The 3994-nt window shown below is 60.9% G+C and carries 6 protein-coding genes; 3 read left to right on the plus strand and 3 right to left on the minus strand.

The window, feature by feature from the left end; genetic code table 11:
* Positions 1-518, minus strand: a 518-nt coding sequence (locus tag E3T42_RS09610; protein ID WP_241975972.1) for a transposase, incomplete at its 3' end; no start/stop codon positions are given.
* Between the two features lie 172 nt (positions 519-690).
* Positions 691-948 (minus strand): SHOCT domain-containing protein, encoded by a 258-nt coding sequence (locus E3T42_RS09615; protein WP_134365879.1) that lies wholly within the window; start codon positions 946-948, stop codon positions 691-693.
* A 326-nt stretch (positions 949-1274) separates the two neighbouring features.
* Here E3T42_RS09615 and E3T42_RS09620 point away from each other — a divergent pair, with 326 nt between their 5' ends.
* From E3T42_RS09620 to E3T42_RS09630, 3 genes are read left to right on the plus strand one after another with little or no spacing between them, the layout of a single operon-like run.
* Positions 1275-1547 (plus strand): SHOCT domain-containing protein, encoded by a 273-nt coding sequence (locus tag E3T42_RS09620; RefSeq protein ID WP_134365880.1) that lies wholly within the window; start codon positions 1275-1277, stop codon positions 1545-1547.
* Entirely contained in the window at positions 1544-2995 is a 1452-nt protein-coding gene (locus tag E3T42_RS09625) for a multicopper oxidase family protein (RefSeq protein WP_134402927.1), read from the plus strand. Before E3T42_RS09620 ends, E3T42_RS09625 begins: the two co-directional genes overlap by 4 nt.
* A gap of 59 nt (positions 2996-3054) precedes the next feature.
* The gene (locus E3T42_RS09630; RefSeq protein WP_134402928.1) at positions 3055-3474 is read left to right on the plus strand and encodes a DUF302 domain-containing protein; all 420 of its coding nucleotides are present in this window, start codon (positions 3055-3057) and stop codon (positions 3472-3474) included.
* Here the strand turns inward: E3T42_RS09630 and E3T42_RS17635 are convergent.
* Positions 3471-3761, minus strand: coding sequence for a multicopper oxidase domain-containing protein (locus tag E3T42_RS17635; protein WP_370262179.1), 291 nt, complete (start codon positions 3759-3761; stop codon positions 3471-3473). The genes E3T42_RS09630 and E3T42_RS17635 overlap by 4 nt on opposite strands.
* Positions 3762-3994: the final 233 nt, after the last annotated feature.

A 3994-nucleotide genomic window follows, 5' to 3' on the forward strand; every position in this document is an offset into this window, starting at 1 on the left:
TCCGTCAGGCGGGCGTAACTCATGGCCTTGCGCCGGGACGCGTTCGCGCGCACTTTGGTGCCGTCCAACGCGACCTGCCCTAATGACACCATTCCGGCGGCGCGGCAGAGCTCCAACGCCTGCAAGAACACGTTCCCCAAGCTGGAAAGGTGCCGTTTGCGGAACCGGGCGATGGAGCGAAAATCCGGCGCCTGCTGCGCGGCCAGCCAACGGAACGCGACCACATCCACGCAGACACGTTCCAACTCCCGTGACGACCGAACACCCACGCAATACCCGTAAAGCAGGACACGGACCATCAGCCGAGGGTCGTAAGGCGGCTGGCCCTTCGTCTTCGCGTAGGACGCGTAGAACTTCTTCAGATCCAGCTGGGTTTCGACGATGTCCGCGATGAAACGGGAGAGGTGATTCTGCGGCAGCCACTCATCCAACGACGGCGGTACCAACATCACCGCCGCCGGCTCGAACGCCCGGAATCGCTTGTTCACGCCCGCGCCAGNCCCAGACCCCACGGCCAAGGACGGGAAATCCGGCGGCGTTTTAAACTTTGCCGTTACTGACCCACGCCCCTAGACGCGATTCAAGCAAGTCTCGCCTCACGGGCACCCGCAACAGGTTTTTAAGCGCCATTGCCTCGAGACTTCAGAACTGCGGCGAATCGGCGCCGAATCTGCGTCCGTATCCGTCCCATTATCGGTTCTCGCCGAGGACTTGGGCCTGTTCACGGTACTGCTCGGCCGTCAGTTCACCCTTGGCGTATCGCTCATCGAGAATCTGACGAGCCCGGCTCCGACGAGGGTCCGGTCCAGTTGCACCCGGGTCGCCGCCTCGATTGCCGCCTCGGCTGAACACTCGCACGGCAACCACGATCAGCAACACGATTCCGATCACCAGGAGCAGCCCAAACAGCCACGACCAGCCCATATTCCCGCCGTATCCCCACATCATGGCCCACTCCTCTTTTCTTGCAGGTGTGTTACGCCTGTCACGCGTGATGATACCTCGAGAGGTATCAAATACCCTGAGACCAGTTGGAGTTGGGATCCGATGGTGACCGGCGTTGACGCCGTCGTGGGCACGATACCGATCAACGCGTTCAACCCGCCCACTCCGGAGTAGCTGTAGCCGGAGCCGGAGCCCTCGACCCGGAACTGGCCGGGAGTATCATCCGAAAAGAAGAGCAATATACCCAACGGGGTATTTCCAAAATAGCGTGGAAGCAGGGCGACGGGCACACCGGGCCATCGCGCAGCGAATGTTGAAGGAGTCACAGGATGATGTGGGGAAACGGGTTCAACATGCAGGGCTGGGGCGGAATATTGGGACTGTCGGTGGCCGCTGGAGTTGTGCTTCTCGTGATCTGGGCGGTACGGTCCTTCGGCAGTAGATCACGCCGGGACGCCTCGGCTGAAGACGCGGGGATCTTGCCTGCTCGGCCTGCGAAGAGCGTTGCCCGACAGGCCCTCGATGAGCGCTACGCCAATGGCGAGGTGCCCACCGAGCAATATCAGGAACGGTTGAGCGTGCTCGGTGAGAGCAAGCCGTGAAGCCCCTTTCCAGGCGAAACGTGCTCGTGCTGGGCGGCTTGGGCGTTGCAGGGACCGTTGTCGGCGGGACTGGCTTACTCTGGGATTGGGATTCCGGGTCGAGTCCCGTCGCAGGGCCGAAGTCTGTGGAACCGCAACTGCTCCGAAGCGCCAACGGTCGATTGCAGGTGCAACTCGAAGCGGCTGAGGGCCAGGTGCGGATCGCCGGCAGGCAGGCGAGGGCGCTTTCCTACAACGGTGGTCTTCCCGGGCCGACCCTGTTCCTCCGCCCGGGTGATCGGCTGAGCCTGAGCCTTCGAAATGGCTTGAGCGTTGCCACCAATTTGCATGTTCATGGCCTGCATGTCTCCCCGGAGGGTAATAGCGACAATGTTTTCGTTGCTGTTGAGGCGGGCACTGGTTTCGAGTACGAGTACCTGCTGCCGGAGAATCACCCGCCGGGCGTTTTCTGGTATCACCCCCATCACCACGGGATGGTAGCTGACCAGGTCTTTGGCGGCCTGTACGGGGCGATCGTCGTCGAGGACCCTAACCCCATCCCGGTCAGCCGGGAACGAATCCTGGTCATCTCAGACGTCAGCCTTGACGGGTCAGGGAGGGTTCAGACGGTTTCCCCGATGGATCGAATGGCTGGCAGGGAAGGCAACTTGGTCCTGGTCAACGGTCAGCTCACCCCGCGCCTGAATGTCCGACCGTTGGAACGCGAACGGTGGAGAATCATCAACGCCTGCGTTTCCCGATACCTTCGGCTGCGTTTGGACGGACAACACCTGCAACTGCTCGGGATGGACTCCGGGCGCTTCGCGAGTCCGCAGGATGTTGAGGAGATCGTCCTCACGCCAGGCAATCGGGCCGATCTCCTTGTTACTACAACGGCCGGGGCATCGATTCTGCGTACGCTTCCCGTGGACAGGGGCGCCGCTTCGGGCATGATGGGCGGCACCCAGGTCGCGTCCTCGGGCGCGGACCTGCTCACCCTGAACGTCACCGGAGCGCAAGCTGCCGCCCCTGCCCCAGTGCCCGAGCAGACCGCGCCCCGCGATCTTCGAACCGCCACGGTCACAGCGAGACGAGAACTGACCCTTGCCATGGGAATGGGTGGTGGAGGCATGGGCTCGGGCATGATGAGCTTCACAATCAACGGAAACCCCTTTGATCCATCGAGGGTAGATGTGAAGGTGCGGGGCGGTTCCGTCGAGGAATGGACGCTCACCAACACCAGTCCGATGGATCATCCGTTCCACCTGCACGTCTGGCCGATGCAGCTCATCGAACAAGCAGGCCGCCCCGTGAAAGGTGTCATCTGGCAGGACGTAGTCAACGTGCCCGCGAACGGTAGCGCCAGAGTGCGCATCTCCTTTGACGATTTCGCCGGTACCACGGTGTACCACTGCCACATCCTCGACCACGAAGACCAAGGAATGATGGGCATCATCGAAGCGACCTAAACCCGTCGCGAACACACTGTTTTATAGCGCAATCAAAGAAACAATCATTGGAGAACCCCATGAGTTACGCACATACCGTCACAGTCGCCCTGCCTTACGAAGAAGCGGTGCATCGAACTCGAGAATTGCTGACCGAACAGGGCTTCGGCGTCCTCTCGGAAATCAATGTCCGATCCACGTTCGAAGCCAAATTGGGGGTCGAAAGCGCTCAGACTCTCGGCGACTACGTCATTCTCGGCGTCTGCAATCCGGTGCTGGCTCAACGCGCCCTCACCGCTGAACCGGACATGGGCTTACTGCTGCCCTGTAATGTTGTCGTTCGGCGTGGCCCAGATGCCACGGTGACCGTGGTCCAGGCAATCGACCCGCAGACCATGGTGCAGCTCAGCGATTCCTCGGCGATTCAAGAGGTTGCCACCGATGCCGATACTCGCCTTCGCTCAGCCCTGAAAACCCTCCAGGCCGAAGCGCGGAGCTAGAGTCTGGCTCGGCCGGTCCAGCGACGCAGATCGGCTAGACGCATGGTTCGACCAGCAGGTCGCCGACAGCGGGTGAGCCACTGCCCAGGATTGTCCGCCTGGAACTCGAATGTCACTGATTCCTTTGGACAGTCGATGACTGTGTCGTCTTCTTGCACCGGTCCCGGCGAGCTGGAACGTGTGCCCGTGTGGATGCATGGGTGCCACATTTTGGTTTCATAGACGACCTTAACTTGGACGCGCTCGTTGACTGCGATGTCGAAGGAACCCGCGAGCGGGTTCTTCATGTCAAAGCGTCGCGGGCGCCCATTGGTCGCGTCCAATTAGTTCTCTTCCGCGAGCGTTGAACCACTCCGCATTGCGCGCGATGGCACGTTGGGGACAGTGCAGCTTGGGAGAAGACTTTTTTCAAGGAGCGTGGGCGTGTGACCTGCCGCGGAGTTCTCGGACAGTGGGCCCTCTTAAAATGAGGGACTACTGAAAGTAGAGATCAGCATGACCGCATCACGTCGGAAATTTA

Origin of the sequence: Cryobacterium sp. TMT4-10 (genome assembly GCF_004403275.1) — a bacterium.
GTDB lineage: Bacteria > Actinomycetota > Actinomycetes > Actinomycetales > Microbacteriaceae > Cryobacterium > Cryobacterium shii.

Coding starts and splice junctions, on each gene's coding strand:
- E3T42_RS09615 (WP_134365879.1), bottom strand. CDS start 948: ATGATGTGGGGATACGGCGGGAATATGGGCTGGTCGTGGCTGTTTGGG.
- E3T42_RS09620 (WP_134365880.1), top strand. CDS start 1,275: ATGATGTGGGGAAACGGGTTCAACATGCAGGGCTGGGGCGGAATATTG.
- E3T42_RS09630 (WP_134402928.1), top strand. CDS start 3,055: ATGAGTTACGCACATACCGTCACAGTCGCCCTGCCTTACGAAGAAGCG.
- E3T42_RS17635 (WP_370262179.1), bottom strand. CDS start 3,761: ATGAAGAACCCGCTCGCGGGTTCCTTCGACATCGCAGTCAACGAGCGC.